Source organism: Streptomyces sp. P17 (genome assembly GCF_032436805.1).
GTDB lineage: Bacteria > Actinomycetota > Actinomycetes > Streptomycetales > Streptomycetaceae > Streptomyces.
This window is the reverse complement of the sequence record NZ_JAVRBF010000168.1, coordinates 1-1,788: the sequence shown is the minus strand read 5'-3', so window position 1 is coordinate 1,788 and position 1,788 is coordinate 1. Positions and strand designations below refer to the sequence as shown.

Annotated in this window: 1 protein-coding gene; it reads left to right on the top strand. The window is 68.8% G+C overall.

The window, feature by feature from the left end; all coding sequences use genetic code 11:
- The first annotated feature begins 117 nt into the window (after window positions 1–117).
- Complete coding sequence (locus RMT89_RS40090; protein WP_007506370.1) at window positions 118–1,731, top strand: IS1634 family transposase; 1,614 nt, start codon at window positions 118–120, stop codon at window positions 1,729–1,731.
- Window positions 1,732–1,788: the final 57 nt, after the last annotated feature.

The following is a 1,788-nucleotide window of genomic DNA, read 5'->3' as shown; positions in this document are numbered from 1 at the left end:
GTTGAATCCGCTGGTGGGCCGTGACGGCGGGAGGGGTGTCGGTGTTGTCTGAGCATGTTGATGACTCCGCCTCCTGCCCGCCGTGTCGCTGTCCGGCGTGAGCGTGGCCCGCTGCGCATGCGCGCGGTGGTGACCCAGGTGGTGACCAAGCGTCTGGGCGCTCTGCCCGTGGTCGCGGAGTTTCTGCATCGACTGCAGGTGGCCCAGACCGTCGATGGGCTGTGTCCGGTGCGCGATCTGGCGCTGGCCACGCACGGCGAGGTGATCGAGGCCCTGGTCGCCAACCGGCTCACCAGCCCCCGGCCTTTGGTCCGTGTGGAGGACTGGGCCCGGACCTGGGCGGTCAAGGAGGTCATGGAGCTCGATCCCGGGCTGCTCAACGACGACCGGCTCGGCCGCGCCCTGGACGCGATCGCCCCGCGCCTGGACGAGATCACCGGATCGATCGCCGCCCGGGCGATCTGCGAGTTCGGGATCGACACCGCCACCTTGCACTGGGATATGACCTCGATGTCGCTGACCGGGGCCTTCGACTCCGACGACCAGGACCCGGACTATCCCAAGGTCGCCTACGGACACCCGAAGGACCGGCGGGTGGACCTCAAGCAGATCCAGGCCGGCCTGGGGGTCAGCGCGGACGGGGCCATCCCGCTGCTGGCCACGGCGATCTCCGGCCAGAGCGGCGAGATCACCCAAGTGGTCTCGGCGATAGCGCGGTTCCAGAAGACCGCCGCCGTCAAGCGCTTCCTGATGATCGGGGACAGCAAACTGGTGTCCTACGACAACCTCACCGCGCTGTCCGGCGCGCAGGTCGAGTTCATCGCACCGCTCGCGGCCTCGGCCACCGACGCGTCGGTGTTCGCCGCCCTCGACCCCGAGACCGCGGAGCGAGTCGAGTACATCCCGCTGCGTGTGGCCGACCGCCCCACTATGGACCGCCCCGACTACCGGGTCCTGGAAGACACCCACACCCTGACCGGCAAGCGCAGAAGCGACCCGCCGATCACCGTGCGCCGCATCCTGGTCTACAGCGCCGGCAACGCTCTTGCGCAGGCCAAGGCCCGCGACAAGCGCCTTTCCAAGGCCCGTGAAGACCTGGACAAGCTGGCGCGGCTGGCCGGCGGCCGCTACTACCCGACCCGCGACAAAGTCTCCGCGAAGATCGGGGTGATCGCCGCCAAGCGGCGCGTCACCGACTGCCTGCGCACCCACATCAACGACGGCCCCGGCGGGAAGCCGGCCCTCATCTGGCACTTCGACCAGGACGTGCTCGACACGCAGGCCCACGCCGACGGCTGGTACGCCCTGGTCACCAACCAGGAGCCCGTGAAAGCCGACGCCGCCGCGGTGTTCCTGGCTTACAAGGGACAGCCCCAGGTCGAGCGCCGCTACAGCGAACTCAAGGGCCCCCTGGCCGTGGCGCCGGTCTTCCTGCACGGCAACAAGCGCATCGCCGCACTGCTGCACGTACTCATGCTCGCGCTGCTGGTCTACAGCCTGATCGAACGACAGGTACGCCGAGCCCTGGAACGCGATGGCAGCCCGGACGGCAGGATGACCGGCCTCTACCCGGACAACCGCCGCGAACGCCCCACCGCCCGCATGATCTTCTACCACCTCGGTGAACTCGACCTGGCCACCAGCCCCGGCAACTGCACGCCCCAGGTACTCCACATCACCCGCGGCGTGCAGCTGCACCTCCTCGACCTGCTGGAAATCAACCTGTCCTGACCAGCGCCAGCCCGACAGACGTCACTCAGACCAGTGACGTGCGGAGGATGGGGCTAG